This window comes from Pseudomonas fortuita (assembly GCF_026898135.2).
Taxonomy (GTDB): domain Bacteria; phylum Pseudomonadota; class Gammaproteobacteria; order Pseudomonadales; family Pseudomonadaceae; genus Aquipseudomonas; species Aquipseudomonas fortuita.
Genome location: NZ_CP114035.2, coordinates 937,434 through 952,482, shown reverse-complemented (window position 1 = coordinate 952,482; position 15,049 = coordinate 937,434). Strand labels below are relative to the sequence as shown.

At 62.2% G+C, this 15,049-nt stretch carries 16 protein-coding genes and 1 tRNA gene; 5 read left to right on the top strand and 12 right to left on the bottom strand.

What is annotated here, in order from left to right:
• Nucleotides 1–11: 11 nt before the first annotated feature.
• Both cysE and trmJ read right to left on the bottom strand, forming a co-directional pair.
• Entirely contained in the window at nt 12–797 is a 786-nt protein-coding gene (cysE, locus tag OZ911_RS04315; protein WP_016484970.1) for a serine O-acetyltransferase, read from the bottom strand.
• Between the two features lie 3 nt (nt 798–800).
• Nucleotides 801–1,556 carry a tRNA (cytosine(32)/uridine(32)-2'-O)-methyltransferase TrmJ gene (trmJ, locus tag OZ911_RS04310; RefSeq protein ID WP_023049495.1) on the bottom strand — a complete coding sequence of 252 codons (756 nt, stop codon included), beginning with the start codon at nt 1,554–1,556 and terminating at the stop codon, nt 801–803.
• A gap of 151 nt (nt 1,557–1,707) precedes the next feature.
• On the opposite strand from trmJ, the gene suhB reads away from it, so the two are divergent.
• On the top strand, nt 1,708–2,526 hold the full coding sequence (suhB, locus tag OZ911_RS04305; RefSeq protein ID WP_019472646.1) for a type III secretion system regulator SuhB: 819 nt from the start codon (nt 1,708–1,710) through the stop codon (nt 2,524–2,526).
• 169 nt (nt 2,527–2,695) lie between these two features.
• Here suhB and OZ911_RS04300 read toward each other — a convergent pair whose 3' ends face one another.
• From OZ911_RS04300 to queA, 6 genes are all read right to left on the bottom strand, one after another.
• Nucleotides 2,696–3,238 carry a glycine zipper 2TM domain-containing protein gene (locus tag OZ911_RS04300; RefSeq protein ID WP_033732617.1) on the bottom strand — a complete coding sequence of 181 codons (543 nt, stop codon included), beginning with the start codon at nt 3,236–3,238 and terminating at the stop codon, nt 2,696–2,698.
• A 122-nt stretch (nt 3,239–3,360) separates the two neighbouring features.
• Nucleotides 3,361–4,269: a protein translocase subunit SecF gene (gene secF, locus OZ911_RS04295; RefSeq protein ID WP_016484966.1), complete on the bottom strand. Its 909-nt coding sequence runs from the start codon at nt 4,267–4,269 to the stop codon at nt 3,361–3,363.
• A 10-nt stretch (nt 4,270–4,279) separates the two neighbouring features.
• Nucleotides 4,280–6,142, bottom strand: coding sequence for a protein translocase subunit SecD (gene secD / locus OZ911_RS04290; RefSeq protein WP_268968579.1), 1,863 nt, complete (start codon nt 6,140–6,142; stop codon nt 4,280–4,282).
• A 63-nt stretch (nt 6,143–6,205) separates the two neighbouring features.
• On the bottom strand, nt 6,206–6,541 hold the full coding sequence (gene yajC / locus OZ911_RS04285) for a preprotein translocase subunit YajC (RefSeq protein ID WP_016484964.1): 336 nt from the start codon (nt 6,539–6,541) through the stop codon (nt 6,206–6,208).
• 42 nt (nt 6,542–6,583) lie between these two features.
• The gene (gene tgt / locus OZ911_RS04280) at nt 6,584–7,699 is read right to left on the bottom strand and encodes a tRNA guanosine(34) transglycosylase Tgt (RefSeq protein ID WP_016501406.1); all 1,116 of its coding nucleotides are present in this window, start codon (nt 7,697–7,699) and stop codon (nt 6,584–6,586) included.
• Nucleotides 7,700–7,713: 14 nt separating this feature from the next.
• Complete coding sequence (queA, locus tag OZ911_RS04275) at nt 7,714–8,763, bottom strand: tRNA preQ1(34) S-adenosylmethionine ribosyltransferase-isomerase QueA (RefSeq protein WP_016484962.1); 1,050 nt, start codon at nt 8,761–8,763, stop codon at nt 7,714–7,716.
• A 107-nt stretch (nt 8,764–8,870) separates the two neighbouring features.
• Here queA and OZ911_RS04270 point away from each other — a divergent pair.
• The 4 genes from OZ911_RS04270 to OZ911_RS04255 all read left to right on the top strand — a co-directional run bounded on the left by OZ911_RS04270 (nt 8,871) and on the right by OZ911_RS04255 (nt 11,695).
• Nucleotides 8,871–8,955 (top strand) — tRNA-Leu (locus OZ911_RS04270).
• 308 nt (nt 8,956–9,263) lie between these two features.
• Nucleotides 9,264–9,911: a trypsin-like peptidase domain-containing protein gene (locus tag OZ911_RS04265; RefSeq protein WP_031312492.1), complete on the top strand. Its 648-nt coding sequence runs from the start codon at nt 9,264–9,266 to the stop codon at nt 9,909–9,911.
• Nucleotides 9,912–10,026: 115 nt separating this feature from the next.
• Nucleotides 10,027–10,506, top strand: a complete 480-nt coding sequence (locus OZ911_RS04260) for a GNAT family N-acetyltransferase (protein WP_070086650.1) — start codon at nt 10,027–10,029, stop codon at nt 10,504–10,506.
• A gap of 295 nt (nt 10,507–10,801) precedes the next feature.
• Nucleotides 10,802–11,695 (top strand): bestrophin family protein, encoded by an 894-nt coding sequence (locus OZ911_RS04255; protein ID WP_016484959.1) that lies wholly within the window; start codon nt 10,802–10,804, stop codon nt 11,693–11,695.
• Nucleotides 11,696–11,711: 16 nt separating this feature from the next.
• Here the strand turns inward: OZ911_RS04255 and phnE are convergent, their stop codons facing one another.
• From phnE to OZ911_RS04235, 4 genes are read right to left on the bottom strand one after another with little or no spacing between them, the layout of a single operon-like run.
• A complete protein-coding gene (gene phnE / locus OZ911_RS04250; protein ID WP_023049121.1) occupies nt 11,712–12,479 on the bottom strand; it encodes a phosphonate ABC transporter, permease protein PhnE in 768 nt (255 codons plus the stop codon).
• Nucleotides 12,476–13,303 carry a PhnE/PtxC family ABC transporter permease gene (locus OZ911_RS04245; protein WP_060517650.1) on the bottom strand — a complete coding sequence of 276 codons (828 nt, stop codon included), beginning with the start codon at nt 13,301–13,303 and terminating at the stop codon, nt 12,476–12,478. The genes phnE and OZ911_RS04245 overlap by 4 nt, the downstream gene beginning before the upstream one ends.
• A complete protein-coding gene (locus OZ911_RS04240; protein WP_060517652.1) occupies nt 13,297–14,106 on the bottom strand; it encodes a phosphonate ABC transporter ATP-binding protein in 810 nt (269 codons plus the stop codon). Before OZ911_RS04240 ends, OZ911_RS04245 begins: the two co-directional genes overlap by 7 nt.
• On the bottom strand, nt 14,103–14,957 hold the full coding sequence (locus OZ911_RS04235) for a putative selenate ABC transporter substrate-binding protein (protein WP_023047736.1): 855 nt from the start codon (nt 14,955–14,957) through the stop codon (nt 14,103–14,105). Before OZ911_RS04235 ends, OZ911_RS04240 begins: the two co-directional genes overlap by 4 nt.
• Nucleotides 14,958–15,049: the final 92 nt, after the last annotated feature.

Here is a 15,049-nt window from a genome sequence, read left to right as displayed (position 1 = left end):
GTGCGGCGTAATCAATGCGACTGAGTGTCGCGCTGGACCACCTGGGCAACCTCGGTGAAATCATCTTCCGGCAGCGCGGGCAGCTCCTTGGCGCAGTAATCGCTACCCATCTTGGTCAGGGCGCCACACATGCCCTCCAGCCGCTCGTCGACCGCCTGTAGATGATCGAGCATCTGGCCGATGGCACGCGCCACCGGGTCGGGCATGTCACCACTGACACCGTAGGCATCGAAGCCTATCTTCTCGGCCATGGCCTTGCGCTTGGCCTCGACTTCGGTGTCCTCGCTCTTGACGATGATGCGCCCCGGGATGCCCACCGCCGTGGCGCCGGGCGGTACCGCCTTGGTCACCACCGCGTTGGAGCCGATCTTGGCCCCGGCGCCGACGGTGAACGGGCCCAGCACCTTGGCCCCCGCCCCCACCACCACGCCGTTCTCCAGGGTAGGATGGCGCTTGCCTTTATTCCAGCTGGTACCGCCCAGGGTCACGCCCTGGTAAAGGGTGACGTCATCGCCGATCTCGGCGGTTTCGCCGATGACGATACCCATGCCGTGGTCAATGAAGAAACGCCGGCCGATTGTGGCACCGGGGTGGATCTCGATACCGGTCAGCCAGCGCCCGAAGTTGGACACCAGCCGGGCCAGCCACTTGAAATCACGCTTCCACAGGGCATTGCCCAGGCGGTGCAGCCAGATGGCATGCATACCCGGGTAGCAGGTGAGCACCTCGAAGGCATTGCGCGCAGCCGGGTCACGGTGGAATACGCTTTGAATATCTTCACGCAGGCGTTCGAACATCTGTCAGTCCTTCCGTTTATGCGGCTCGCCCCGGACCACTTTCTGGGTCTCGGTGAGGATGCCGCGCAAAATGCTCATTTCCGAACGCTCGACCGCCACCCGCCCATAAAGCCGGCGCAAGCGCGGCATCAGGTGCTTGGGCTTTTCGGGGTCGAGGAAGCCGATGCCCACCAGGGTTTTCTCCAGGTGGTCGTAGAACAGCTCCATTTCGTCCATCGTCGCCAGCTCGCTGGCGTCAACCTTCTCGACTTTGCCCGGCGCTTCGCCGGCGGCCAGCCAGGCCATGCGCACCTCGTAAGAGAGCACCTGGACAGCGGCCGCAAGGTTCAGCGAGCTGAAGTCGGGGTTGGAGGGAATGTGCACGTGGAAGTGACATCGCTGCAGTTCTTCGTTGGTCAGGCCGGCGTGTTCACGCCCGAACACCAGGGCGATCTCTTCACCACCCTTGGCATGCTCCACCGCCTTGGCCCCGCACTCGCGCGGGCCAATCAACGGCCACGGGATGCTGCGCTCACGGGCGCTGGTCCCCATCACCAGGTTACAGCCGACCAGCGCCTGTTCAAGGCTGTCGACCACCTGGGCGTTATCCAGCACGTCGTCGGCACCCGAGGCGCGGGCACTGGCATCCAGGGCGGGGAATTCTTTCGGCTGTACCAGCACCAGGCGCGACAAGCCCATGTTTTTCATGGCACGCGCAGCGCCGCCGATGTTGCCGGGGTGGCTGGTATTGACCAGAACAACACGAATATTTTGCAGCAAGGTGTTGTGCTCACAGATGCAGGAATCAGGGCATCCGATCTTACAGAACCGACAGACGTAACGCCATGAAAGCAAATGTGACACTTCTGCCGACAAAGTTTTCTGCTAGAATGATCGGCTTTCTTCTTTAACATCTCCAGGTGACCCGCCCATGCAGCCTATGCTGAATATCGCCCTGCGCGCCGCTCGCAGCGCCAGTGAACTGATTTTCCGCTCCATCGAACGCCTGGATAGCATCAAGGTGGACGAGAAAGAGGCTAAGGACTACGTTTCCGAGGTTGATCGTGCCGCCGAGCAGAAGATCGTCGACGCGCTGCGCAAGGCCTACCCGAACCACTCCATCCAGGGTGAAGAGACGGGCATGCACGCGGGCACCGGCGAAGAAGGTAAAGACTACCTGTGGATCATCGACCCACTGGACGGCACCACCAACTTCCTTCGCGGCATCCCCCACTTCGCCGTCAGCATCGCCTGCAAATACCGTGGCCGCCTTGAGCACGCCGTGGTGCTCGACCCCGTACGCCAGGAAGAATTCACCGCCAGCCGCGGCCGTGGCGCCCAGCTCAATGGCCGCCGCCTGCGTGTAAGCTCGCGCACCAGCCTGGAAGGCGCCCTGCTGGGTACCGGCTTCCCGTTCCGTGATGGCCAGATGGCCGACATGGACAACTACCTGGGCATGTTCCGCGCCCTGACTGGCCAGACCGCCGGCATCCGCCGCGCCGGCTCCGCCAGCCTGGACCTGGCCTATGTGGCCGCTGGCCGTTTCGACGCCTTCTGGGAGTCGGGCCTGGCCGAGTGGGACATGGCAGCCGGCGTGCTGCTGATCCAGGAAGCCGGTGGCCTGGTGAGCGACTTCAACGGTGGCCACGACTTCCTCGACAAAGGCCACATCGTTGCAGGCAACATCAAGTGCTTCAAGGCCGTACTGACCGCTATCCAGCCACACCTGCCGGAAAGCATGAAGCGCTAAGCGCGGATTGCCAGAAAGCCAAAAGCACCCCTCGGGGTGCTTTTTTTATACCTGACAGCTTCGCATTGCCTGAGCCGGCCTCTTCGCGGGTAAACCCGCTCCCACAGGGATCGCATTACCTGTGTGGGAGCGGGTTTAGCCGCGAAGAGGCCGGCTCAGGCGACACCGATCACTGGGCAGCTTCGCTCAGGATCAACTTGCCATTCTTGTCCAGAGGAATGGTCGCCCCTGGCTCGCGGTCCATCTTCACCTTGCCTACCTGATCACCGATGGAGTAGGTCACGTTGTAACCCACCACCTTCTCGCTGATGTCGTTGACCGTGTTGCAGCGTGTTTGTGCGGTGGTATAGGTGTCACGCTGCTGCATGCCTTCTTGAACCTTGTTACCGGCATAACCACCACCGACCGCACCGGCCACGGTAGCGATCTTCTTGCCGGTGCCGCCGCCAATCTGATTGCCCAGCAAACCACCCGCCAGCGCACCGACCACGGTACCGGCAATCTGGTGCTGGTCCTTGACCGGCGCCTGACGCGTCACGGCCACGTCCTTGCACACTTCACGCGGGGTTTTCACCTGCTGCTTGATCGGCTGCACGTCCGTCACCTGGGCGACTTCGGGGCCTTTGTTCACCAAGCTGTAGGTCGCCACAGCACCTCCGGCAGTTACACCGACAGCACCCAGCACCGCACCCACCAGCATTGATTTGTTCACGTGAACCTCCTGATCGTACCAGCGGGTCTCAACCCGCGCTTCTCCCAGCCTTGGAGCAAAAAAAAAGGCGCGAGTTCAACACTCGCGCCTTTTTGCTCGCCGTACGGCGTAGGGACGGGGCCTTATGGGCGCTCGTCCACACCTTCAGCCTTGACTGGAGGGATCAGGTCTTCGCTGTTCAGGTTCAGCCAGATCAGTACCACGTTGGCGATGTAGATCGACGAGTAGGTACCGGCCATGACACCGATGAACAGGGCCAGCGAGAAGCCGAACAGGTTGTCGCCACCGAAGAACAGCAGCGCGGCAATGGCCAGCAAGGTCGAAACCGACGTGGCGATGGTGCGCAGCAGTGTCTGGGTGGTCGAAACGTTGATGTTCTCGATCAGCGAGGCCTTGCGCATGACGCGGAAGTTCTCACGCACCCGGTCGAACACGACGATGGTGTCGTTCAGCGAGTAGCCGATGATCGCCAGCACCGCCGCCAGCACCGTCAGGTCGAAGGTAATCTGGAAGAACGACAGGATACCCAGGGTAACCACCACGTCGTGGATCAGCGAAACGATCGCACCCACGGCGAACTTCCACTGGAAGCGGAAGGCCAGGTAGATAAGGATGCCGCCCAAGGCCATGAGCATGCCCATGCCGCCCTGGTCGCGCAGCTCTTCACCCACCTGCGGGCCTACGAACTCGACACGCTTGAGGGTAGCCGGGTTGTCGCCGCCGGCCTTCTGCAAGGCAGCGGCCACCTTGTTACCCAGCTGCGGGTCGTCGCCCGGCATACGCACCAGCAGGTCGGTGGTAGCGCCAAAGCTCTGCACCACGGCCTCGTGGAAGCCGGAATCGACCAGCTCGGCACGCACCGCCTTGAGGTCGGCCGGGCGCTCGTAAGTCAGCTCGATCAGCGTACCACCGGTGAAGTCCAGGCCAAAGTTGAGACCCTTCTGCCACCAGCTGAACAGCGCCAGTACGGTGAGGAGCACGGTAATGGCGAACGCAACATTGCGCACGCCCATGAAGTTGATGGTTTTCATCGCAGCTCCCTCAAACCCACAGCTTCTTGATGTCACGCCCGCCGCAGGTCAGGTTGACCATTGCACGGGTCACCATGACGGCGGTGAACATCGAGGTGAAAATCCCGAGGGACATGGTAACCGCAAAGCCTTTGACCGGGCCGGTACCCATGGCGAACAGGATGCCGCCGACCAGCAGGCTGGTCAGGTTGGCGTCGATGATCGCGGTGTAGGCGCGGTTGAAGCCTTCGTGGATGGCGCGCTGCACCGACATGCCGGCTTTCAGCTCTTCGCGGATACGCGAGAAGATCAGCACGTTGGCGTCCACCGCCATACCCATGGTCAACACGATACCGGCAATACCCGGCAGCGTCAGGGTAGCGCCCAGCAGCGACATCAGCGCCAGCAGCAATACCATGTTGCCCGCCAGGGCGATGGTGGCAATGACGCCAAAGCCGCGGTAGATGGCGATGATGAACAGCGAGACGAACAGCATGCCCCACAGCGAAGCATCGATACCCTTGGTGATGTTGTCGGCACCCAGGCTTGGGCCAATGGTACGTTCTTCGGCGAAGTACATCGGCGCAGCCAGACCACCGGCACGCAGCAGCAGGGCCAGCTCGGACGATTCGCCCTGGCCATTCAGGCCAGTAATGCGGAACTGGCTGCCCAGCGGCGACTGGATGGTCGCCAGGCTGATGATCTTCTTCTCTTCCACGAAGCTTTGTACGGCAACGTCTTTCTCGACGCCGTCGACGGTCTGCTTCACATAGCGGGTCACCGGCTTCTGCTCGATGAAGATCACCGCCATGCTGCGGCCAACGTTGCTACGGGTAGCACGGCTCATCAGCTCGCCACCGTGGCCATCCAGGCGGATGTTCACTTGTGGGCGGCCGTGCTCGTCAAAGCTGGCCTGGGCGTCGGTTACCTGGTCACCGGTGATGATCAGGCCGCGCTCGACCGGGGCAGAACGGCCGCCTTCACGGAATTCGAACACTTCGGTCGTGGCCTTGGACGCACCCGGTTCGGCACCAAAGCGGAACTCCAGGTTGGCGGTTTTACCGAGGATACGCTTGGCTTCGGCAGTGTCCTGCACGCCTGGCAGCTCGACCACGATACGGTTGGCGCCCTGGCGCTGTACCAGGGGTTCAGCCACGCCCAGCTCGTTGACACGGTTGCGGACGGTGGTGAGGTTCTGCTTGATCGAGTATTCGCGGATCTCGGCAACTTTTGCCTGAGTCAGCGCCAGACGCAGCACGGCGAGGTCGTTGCGCTCGGTGGTGGTCAGGTCGAAATCATTGAAATTCTTGCGGATCAGGGCACGTGCCTGTTCGCGGGTTGCATCGTCAGCAAAGCCCAGCATGATGCCGCCATCCTGCTGGGGCAGGCTGCGGTAGCGGACGCGCTCTTTACGCAGCAAGGTCTTGACCTCGCCTTCGTAGACTTTCATGCGGGCCGTCATGGCCTTGTCCATGTCCACTTCCAGCAGGAAGTGCACACCACCGGACAGGTCCAGGCCCAGTTTCATCGGGCTCGCACCCAGGTTGCGCAGCCATTGCGGGGTAGTCTGGGCCAGGTTCAGGGCCACGACATAATCATCGCCCAGTGCCTTGCGCACGACATCCTTGGCTGGCAGCTGGTCTTCCTGGTTGGTCAGGCGAATCAGCCCGCTGCCCTTCTCACCCAGGCTCGCGCCCTTGACGGCGATCTTGGCATCGAGCAGTGCCTTGCTGACGCGATCGAGGTCGGCCTGGTTTACCTGCAGCGCCGAACTGGCACCGCTGATCTGCACCGCCGGGTCATCCGGGTAGAGGTTAGGAGCGGAATAAATGAAACCGACCATCAGTACCAGCACGATCAGTGCATATTTCCACAGAGGGTATTTGTTCAGCATCACGCCGCCCGTTCAAGACGCGGGGCGCGTTGCGCGCCCCGACTGGAAAATAAAACCGGTAACTCAGATAGCCTTGAGCGTACCTTTTGGCAGGGTGGCCGCGATGGCGCCCTTCTGGAACTTCAGCTCGACAGTGTCGGAGACTTCCAGCACCACGAAATCATCGGAAACCTTGACGATCTTGCCGGCGATGCCGCCGTTGGTGACAACTTCGTCACCTTTCTGCAAGTTGCCGAGCAGGTTCTTCTGCTCTTTGGCGCGCTTGGCCTGAGGGCGCCAGATCATCAGGTAGAAGATGACCAGGAAACCGACCAGGAAAATCCACTCGAAGCCGGTACCGGCTGGGCCAGCGGCAGGTGCTGCAGCGTCCGCGTATGCGGCGGGGATGAAGAAGCTCATTGGGCACTCCTAATGTAATTTTCTAATAATGGATGCAGACAGTCAGTCCAAAGGCGGTACAGGAAGCCCGCGCTTGGCGTAGAAGGCGTCGACAAAGGCGGCCAATTTACCCTGTTGAATAGCCTCGCGTAAACCGGCCATCAAGCGCTGGTAATGGCGCAAGTTGTGGATGGTATTCAGCATGCTGCTCAGCATTTCGCCGCACTTGTCCAGGTGATGGAGATAGGCACGGGAGAAGTTGGTGCAGGTGTAGCAGTCACAGGTCGGATCCAGCGGCGATTCATCATGGCGATGGAACGCATTGCGGATCTTGATCACCCCTGTATCGACAAACAGATGGCCGTTACGTGCGTTACGCGTAGGCATCACGCAGTCGAACATGTCGACGCCGCGGCGCACACCCTCAACGAGATCTTCCGGTTTGCCTACCCCCATAAGGTAACGAGGTTTGTCAGCAGGCATCATGCCCGGCAGGTAATCCAGCACCTTGATCATTTCGTGCTTGGGTTCGCCCACCGACAGGCCGCCGATGGCCAGGCCGTCGAAGCCGATGTTTTCCAGGCCTTCCAGCGAGCGCATGCGCAAGTCCTGGTACATGCCACCCTGGACGATGCCAAACAGCGCCGCCGTGTTGTCGGCGTGGGCGTTCTTCGAACGCTGGGCCCAGCGCAGCGACAGTTCCATGGAAGTACGTGCCACGTCGTGCTCGGCCGGGTACGGGGTGCACTCGTCGAAGATCATCACCACGTCCGAGCCCAGGTCACGTTGCACCTGCATCGACTCTTCAGGGCCCATGAACACCTTCGAGCCATCGACCGGCGAGGCAAAGGTCACGCCCTCTTCCTTGATCTTGCGCATGGCGCCCAGGCTGAACACCTGGAAGCCACCGGAGTCGGTGAGGATCGGGCCTTTCCACTGCATGAAGTCGTGCAGGCCGTTGTGCTTCTTGATCACCTCGGTGCCCGGGCGCAGCCACAGGTGGAAGGTGTTGCCCAGGATCATCTCGGCGCCAATGGCCTCGATATCGCGTGGCAGCATGCCCTTGACCGTGCCATAGGTGCCCACCGGCATGAACGCCGGGGTTTCCACCGTGCCACGTGGGAAGGTGATGCGACCACGACGGGCCTTGCCGTCGGTAGCCAGCAGTTCGAAGGACATTCGACAGGTGCGACTCATGCTTGATCCTCGGGGCCGCGTGGCGCCGGATTGCGGGTGATGAACATGGCATCACCGTAACTGAAGAAGCGGTACCCGTGCTCGACCGCCGCCGCATAGGCGGCCATGGTCTCGGGGTAACCGGCGAAGGCCGAGACCAGCATCAGCAGCGTGGACTCCGGCAGGTGGAAGTTGGTGACCAGGGCATCGACCACATGGAACGGTCGGCCCGGGTAGATGAAGATGTCGGTGTCGCCGCTGAAGGCCTTGAGCACGCCATCGCGCGCCGCGCTCTCCAGCGAACGCACGCTGGTGGTGCCGACCGCGACCACCCGGCCGCCACGTGCGCGGCAGGCCTCGATGGCATCGACCACATCCTGGCCCACTTCGAGCCATTCTTTGTGCATGTGGTGGTCTTCGATCTTGTCGACCCGCACCGGCTGGAACGTGCCCGCGCCCACGTGCAGGGTAACGAAAGCCCGCTCCACACCTTTGGCAGCAATCTTTTCCAACAGCGCTTCGTCAAAGTGCAGGCCCGCAGTGGGCGCGGCAACCGCACCGGCGCGCTGGGCGTACACGGTCTGGTAGCGCTCACGGTCGGCGCCCTCGTCGGGGCGGTCGATGTAGGGCGGCAGCGGCATATGGCCGACGCGGTCGAGCAGTGGCAGCACCTCTTCGGTGAAGCGCAGCTCGAACAGCGTGTCATGGCGCGCGACCATTTCGGCCTCGCCACCGCCATCAATGAGGATGACTGCGCCTTCTTTCGGCGCCTTGCTGGCACGCACATGGGCCAGCACCCGGTGGCTGTCGAGCACGCGCTCGACCAGCACTTCCAGCTTGCCGCCAGAGGCTTTCTGGCCAAACAGGCGCGCCGGGATCACCCGGGTGTTGTTGAACACCATCAGGTCGCCGGGGCGCAGGTATTCGAGCAGGTCGGGGAATTGCCGGTGCGCCAGCGCGCCGGTCGGCCCATCGAGTACCAGCAGACGGCTGCCATGGCGCTCGGCCAACGGGTGGCGGGCGATCAGGGAATCAGGGAGTTCGAAGGAAAAATCGGCGACGCGCATGATGATGTTCGGTTCGGCAGGGCCGGGAAGTTTAGCCCAATGTGTGAAAATTGACCATGAAAGCCGATTGACCGACTAGCGGCAGCTCTCTATACTGCGCGCCACACGCCCTGATGGCGGAATTGGTAGACGCGGCGGATTCAAAATCCGTTTTCGAAAGGAGTGGGAGTTCGAGTCTCCCTCGGGGCACCAAGATCCGGAAAAAACCGACCTTACTGGTCGGTTTTTTTATGCCCGAATTTTGATCTGATGCAGAGCGTGCGGCTTGCACGGTCACGTCAGGAGCGGCACGAAATAATTGACGGCACCCTAATGACTCCGGGGCCTGTAGCCATGTCTGCATTCTATTGGCCGCAGTCAGGATTAATACTTAAGCTGTCATTCGTCGGATATATGCCGAAAGCATTGCTGGCGTAATGGCACTTAGCCATAGTTGCGTTCCCTTTTCTCCACGCCCCGTGTGACCCATGAAAACAATCGCGCCCTGCATGGCGGCAATGATGCTGCTCAGTGGGTGCAATGGAGTGCCAACGTCGTACGTTTCAGACCCCGTCTACAGCCAGGCTTTCGTGGTCACCTCGGGTGCGCCGCTGCCGATGTTGCTGATGGCCAGTGCCATCCAGTGGAACGAGGATTACGCAGTAACCGCCAAACACACCCCCTTCCTGCGCAACGTGGTCCACGAGGGCCTCGGCGATGTGGTGTTCTTCAAGCACAAGGCCAGCAGCGTGCCGCGCTGGCGCCAGTACGTGCCTGGGGAAGCGGTGACGGCGGTAGGTTTCAACAGCTTTATGATGCCGATGCAGGGCAAGGGCCATGCCTTGCCGTCATTGGTACGCCTTGAAGGCACGCCTGGCAGTGTCTTCTACTCGGTGCATGACGGCCCGATCACCAAGGGCATGTCGGGCGGGCCCGTGTTTGCGGATGACGGCACGGTAGTGGGCATCAACGTCGCCATCATACCCACCCGTGAGATCGACGCCGGCAAGCGTCCCGACCTGGCCGGCAAGGACCGTATCAGCGTGTTCATGTCGTTCAGCGAAATCGACAAGGAATGGCGGCGCTATCAGTACCTGCTGGCGCACAAGGCCAAGCCCCAGGCACCGGCTTCGGTCAAAGGCTACGTGGCGGTGGCCGCCAAGCCTTGAGTTGACTGGCGGCCCGCATCTGCGCCTGCAAAGGGGCTTATGATGCAAGGCTGATGGCCTCTTCGCGGGTTCACCCGCGAAAAGGCCCGATCCGCCAGCGCAAGAGGGACCTGCCATGCACCTGACCCACCGCCCCATCCACCCTGACGACATCCCCGTCATCTGCAACTTCCCGCAGGGCCCGGACGAACTGTTCTACATGTTCCCCAAAGCCACCTATCCCTTCACCCCTGCCCAGCTGAGCGACGCCATAGCCCAACGCAGCGGCTCCACGGTGGTGGAAGGCAACGGTACTGTCCTGGCCTTTGCCAACTTCTACAAAGCCGAACACGGCGGCGCGTGTGCCCTTGGCAATGTGGTCGTGGCCCCTGCCGCCCGCGGCCATGGCGTAGCGCGTTACCTGGTAACCACCATGATCGACTTCGCCCGCCAGCACTACGCTGCTCGGGAGGTGTGGGTGTCATGCTTCAATCACAACACCGCGGGCCTGCTGCTTTATCCACAGCTGGGCTTCACACCGTTCGGCATCGAGGAGCGGCAGGCGTGGGACGGCACGCGGGTAGCGTTGGTGCAGATGAAGCAAATACTGACTTAACCGAGCTGGATCAGCGGGCCATTGCATGTGGCTGAACGAGAAGGTCCACCCCCAGGGCACGAATGACCCTCAAGACAGTGTCAAAACGACGTATTCTTATGGATACACCCATTCAAGGATTGAAGCGACCTACCCTGTCGTTTTTCCGCTGAATCAGGAATTCAGGCAAATCCTCTAATTTGGTCAGACTTTTCTCTTCACGTCAGCTTCTAAATCCCTTGCAACATTCGGCACGCGAACCTTCGCCCCCCCTCGACGTCCCATCCTCCATCACCCACGCCTTGAGGTTACCCGCGTGAAAGACATCATCACCCGCAAGTACCGCCTGGTCGTGAAGACCATCGGCTACATCGGCTGGTCGCTGTTCTGGCTGCTGATCTGGGATGTGCTGGTCACCATCGACTTCATGCTGTTTCTCAACAGCAAGTTCACTCTACCGCTTATCCCGCTGACCCTACTGGGCTCGGCGCTGGTGGTGCTGGTGAGTTTTCGCAACAGCAGCGCCTACAACCGCTGGTGGGAGGCACGCACGTTGTGGGGGGCGCTGGTGAACGGTTCGCGCAGCTTCGCCCGGCAGACGCTGACCCTGATCGACGACCCGGATGATGGCCTGAACCCGGTCAAGGCTACCCTGCTGCGCCGCCATATCGCCTACGTGAACTGCCTGGCGGCGCACTTGAAGGGGGAACGCTGCCCCGAGGAGCTGATGGCATTCATCCCGCCCGCAGAGTTCGAACGCCGCAACCGTTCAAACAACTTCGCCAATGACATTCTCGGCGGCTCGGCGGCCTTGCTGGCGCGAGAATACAAAGCCGGGCGGCTGGACAGCATTCGCCTGGCCCGGCTGGAGTCGACCCTGGTGGACCTGTCCAACGCCCAGGGTGGCATGGAGCGCATTGCCAACACACCGTTGCCCTACCCTTACGTGTATTTCCCGCGGCTGTTCATTACTTTGTTCTGCCTGATCGTGCCGGTGGGGCTGGTGGAGTCGCTGGGCTGGTTCACACCGCTGGCATCGACGGTGGTGGGGTTCATGCTGCTGGCTATCGAGCGGATCGGCACGGATTTGCAGAGCCCGTTCCGTTTCAGTGAGCACCAGATCCAGATGGATACCATTTGCGAGACGATCGAACGTAATCTGGAGTCGATGCAGCGGGAAGCGCAGTGTGCCGAGGCAGTGGATGCGTGAGGGATTTTGCTAGGTGTCAGGCCCGTACATAACGCTGGCGCACCACGTCGCTCAACACATCCACCAGCAACACCAGCACCAGCATCCCGATGATCACCGTGCTGGCCTGGGCCTCCTGGAACAGGCTCAAGGTGGTGTACAGCATCTGCCCCAAGCCACCCGCCCCGACAAACCCCAGCACACTGGCCATACGGATGTTGTTTTCCCAGCGATACAAGCTGTAGGCCAGCAACTGCGGCCACAGGTTAGGCAAGGTGCCAAAACAGAACGCCGCCACCTGGCTGCCGCCCTGCAGGCGGATAGCCGCTGCCGGCTCCGGTGGTGCGTTCTCCAGCGCCTCGGCAAACAAGCGCCCCAGGACGCCAGCGGTATGCAGCGCCAGGGCCAGGGTGCCCGCATTGGGACCGAGGCCTGCCGCCAGCACTGTCAACGCCGCCCACACCAGTTCCGGGATGGCCCGCAGGGCGTTCAGCAACAGCCGCGCCGCGCCTTGTAACGGCCAGCCGAAACGCCCCGCCGCCGGCAGCGCCAGCAGCATCCCAAGCATCATTGCCAACAAAGTCCCCAGGCCTGACATGGCCAGTGTCTCCAGTGCCCCACGCCAGACCGCCTCAAGGTGCCCGGCAGACACATCTGGCTGCAGGAAACGCCCGGCATATTCGCCCATCTGCCCCAACCCGCCGTTGCCGACCAAGGCGCGCAAGTCCAGTTCCAGGAAGGCGAACGAGGCCACTACCGCCACCGCGATGGCGCCAAGCAGCAGCAGGTTGATGGCGCGGTTCATGCCAGCCTCCAGCGCAGCAAGCGGCTGAGCAGGTCGGCCAGCATCACCAGCAGCAAGAACGTCAGCAGCATGCTCGCCACTTGCGCACCATCGAACATACGCATCGACAGGTCGATCTGTTGGCCCAGCCCGCCCGCCCCGACAAAGCCCATCACCACCGACGCCCGTACCGCACACTCCCAGCGGTACACGGTGTAAGACACCACTTCCGATGCAGCATTGGGCAGGATGCCGTAGAGAAACGCCGCCAGCCGGCCACTGCCCGCCTGCAACAAGGCATGCGCAGGGCGCTGGTCGACCGACTCGAAGATTTCGGCGTAGACCTTGCCAAGCATGCCGCTGTAGGTAATGGCGATCGCCAGTACGCCCGCCGTCGGCCCCAGCCCCACGGCGCGCACAAACAGCAGCGCCCAGACGATCTCTGGCACGCTACGCAGGAAAATCAGAAGCCCGCGCACCGGCAGGCGCAGCAGCCGCGACCAGAAGCCGGCCCGCCCGCCGCGTGAAGCGGCACGCAAAGACAACGCACGGCTGGCCAGCAAACCCGCCGGAATAGCCAACACCAACGCCAGCGCCATACCGGCAGTCGCCACGGCCAGGGTCTGCAAAGTGGCCTCATACAGTAGCGCAAGAAAATCGGCATCATGTGCCGGAGGCCAGAAGGCGCCAGTGAAACTGGCTATCTGCTGCCGGTTCTCGGCCTGCAGCAGTACCCACGGGTTCAACTCGCTCAAGCGGATGCCAGGCCACAGCACGGCCACTGCCAGCAAGGCCAGCAGCAACCGCGGCAGCAGGGCCGGGTCGCGGGTATCGGCCTTCAGCACCGCGGTATCTGCACGGTCAGGGTCGGCCCCTGGGTTGGCGGCGAAACGAGTTGTTCGTTGGCGTATAGCGCTTCCAGCAATTGCTCGGTAACGGCCTGTGCCGGGCAGTCGAACACCACCTGCCCTTCGCGGATACCGATTACCCGCGGAAAATGTGCCAGCGCCAGCTCAACGGCATGCAGGCTCGCCACCAGCGTCACGCCGTTGGCCTGGGCATGGCGGTTGAGCAAGGCCAGGCTGTGGTCGGCCAGTACCGGGTCCATGGCCGACACCGGTTCATCGGTCAGCAGCACCTGCGGTCGCTGGTACAGCGCCCGGGCAATGCCCACGCGCTGCAACTGGCCACCGGACAATTGCCCACACTGCACGAACAGTTTGTCGGCCAGCCCCAGCTCCGCCAAAACCTGGCGCACGCCCGGCACATCGCCGGGGTATAGCAGGTTGAGCAAACCGCGCATCACCCCCCACTGCCCCAGGCGGCCGGCCAGTACCGCTGTCACCACCCGCTGGCGTGGTGGCAAGGGCGGCGCCTGATGCACCAGGCCAACCCGCGCCCGCAGGCGCTGGCGTGCCCGGGCCGACAACGCCCAAGGCTGCTCGCCGAGCAGTTCCAGGCGCCCGCCGCTGGGCTGGATGGCCGTGGCCATCAGGTGCAGCAAGCTGGACTTGCCCGCCCCCGACGGCCCGATGATGGCAACCCGCTCGCCCTGCTCAATGCGCAGGCTCACCGCGTCAAGCGCGCGGACCTGGCCATGGCGCAGGCTGGCACCGTGCAGATGGATGGCTACATTCGAAGCGGTCACTTGAGCAGGCCGGCCTCACGTGCAGCTTGCTCGGTGCCCACGTAGTTCTCAGGCTTGGTTTCGATGAAGCGGCTGGCGGCCTGCAGGTCCAGAATCGCCTTGTGCTCCGGGTTGGCCGGGTCGAGTTCAAGGAAGGCTTTCTTGATCTTGTCCTTCAACGCAGGGTCCATGTTGCCGCGCACGGTCCAGTTGTAGTCGAAGTAAGTCGGGGTGGTGGCGAACACCTTCACCTTGCTGGTATCCACCTTGCCGGCATCCACCAGCTTTTGCCACACACTGGCGTTGAGCACGCCACCATCTACCTTGCCAGCCTGTACCCAAGCCACGGTGGCGTCATGGGCCCCCGAGTAGGCCACGCGGCTGAAGTACGCTTCAGGCTTGATGTTGTCCTGCTTGAGCATGAAGTAGCGTGGCATCAGGCTGCCCGACGTGGACGAAATGGAACCGAAGGCAAACGACTTGCCCTTGAGGTCGGCCAGGCTCTTCACGTCGGGGTTGGCAGTAATGAACTTGGAGGTGAACTGCGCGTCCTGCTCACGCTGCACCAGCGGCGTGGCGGACGGGTCCTTCAGGTGAACCTGCACAAAGGTGAAGCCACCCAGCCAGGCCAGGTCCAGGCGGTCGGCGGCCAGCGACTCGACCACCGCCGGGTAATCGGCCACCGGTACGAACTTCACTTCCATGCCCAGCTGCTTGGCCAGGTATTCACCCAATGGCTTGAACTTGCGCTGCAGTTCGGTAGGCGCTTCGTCGGGAATGGCGCTGACCCGCAGGGTTTCAGCGGCCTGAGCGGCAACGGCACAGCAAGACAGCACGAGACCGGCGGCGAGCGCCAGGGGGCGTTTGAGCATGGGTATTCTCCGGTTCAATAGCGGGGAAATGCCGACAAATCCGCCGACAACGTGAATTATAAGAGGCAAGGGCCCAAAGGCCAGCTTTGCTA

Coding starts and splice junctions, on each gene's coding strand:
- cysE (WP_016484970.1), bottom strand. CDS start 797: ATGTTCGAACGCCTGCGTGAAGATATTCAAAGCGTATTCCACCGTGAC.
- suhB (WP_019472646.1), top strand. CDS start 1,708: ATGCAGCCTATGCTGAATATCGCCCTGCGCGCCGCTCGCAGCGCCAGT.
- secF (WP_016484966.1), bottom strand. CDS start 4,269: ATGAAAACCATCAACTTCATGGGCGTGCGCAATGTTGCGTTCGCCATT.
- secD (WP_268968579.1), bottom strand. CDS start 6,142: ATGCTGAACAAATACCCTCTGTGGAAATATGCACTGATCGTGCTGGTA.
- yajC (WP_016484964.1), bottom strand. CDS start 6,541: ATGAGCTTCTTCATCCCCGCCGCATACGCGGACGCTGCAGCACCTGCC.
- tgt (WP_016501406.1), bottom strand. CDS start 7,699: ATGTCCTTCGAACTGCTGGCTACCGACGGCAAGGCCCGTCGTGGTCGC.
- queA (WP_016484962.1), bottom strand. CDS start 8,763: ATGCGCGTCGCCGATTTTTCCTTCGAACTCCCTGATTCCCTGATCGCC.
- OZ911_RS04265 (WP_031312492.1), top strand. CDS start 9,264: ATGCTGCTCAGTGGGTGCAATGGAGTGCCAACGTCGTACGTTTCAGAC.
- OZ911_RS04260 (WP_070086650.1), top strand. CDS start 10,027: ATGCACCTGACCCACCGCCCCATCCACCCTGACGACATCCCCGTCATC.
- phnE (WP_023049121.1), bottom strand. CDS start 12,479: ATGAACCGCGCCATCAACCTGCTGCTGCTTGGCGCCATCGCGGTGGCG.
- OZ911_RS04235 (WP_023047736.1), bottom strand. CDS start 14,957: ATGCTCAAACGCCCCCTGGCGCTCGCCGCCGGTCTCGTGCTGTCTTGC.